The following is a 255-nucleotide window of genomic DNA, read 5'->3' on the forward strand; positions in this document are numbered from 1 at the left end:
ATGAGTCAAGATTCTTCTTTCCGGCAAGCCTATGACGCAAGGGAGAAAGTTTTAATGGATGAAGCAGCAAAATTCGCCCATGCAGAGACAGAAGGAATAAAAAGAGGAATGGAACAAGGGATGAAACAAGGAATTAAAAAAGGCATTGAAAAAGGCATTGAAAAAGGTCGAAAAGAAGGAGTTCAGCAGGGAAAAATTCAAATGATTAAAAATATGTATGATCTTGGTATACCACTTGAAACGATTGCTAAGGCA

At 37.6% G+C, this 255-nt stretch carries 1 pseudogene; it reads left to right on the forward strand.

Annotation, left to right across the window (positions count from 1 at the left end):
• A pseudogene (locus tag MR107_RS30820) lies at nucleotides 1–255 on the forward strand (Rpn family recombination-promoting nuclease/putative transposase); the annotation flags it as partial.

Source organism: Bacillus cereus group sp. BfR-BA-01441, assembly GCF_022663075.1.
Taxonomy (GTDB): Bacteria; Bacillota; Bacilli; order Bacillales; family Bacillaceae_G; genus Bacillus_A; species Bacillus_A cereus.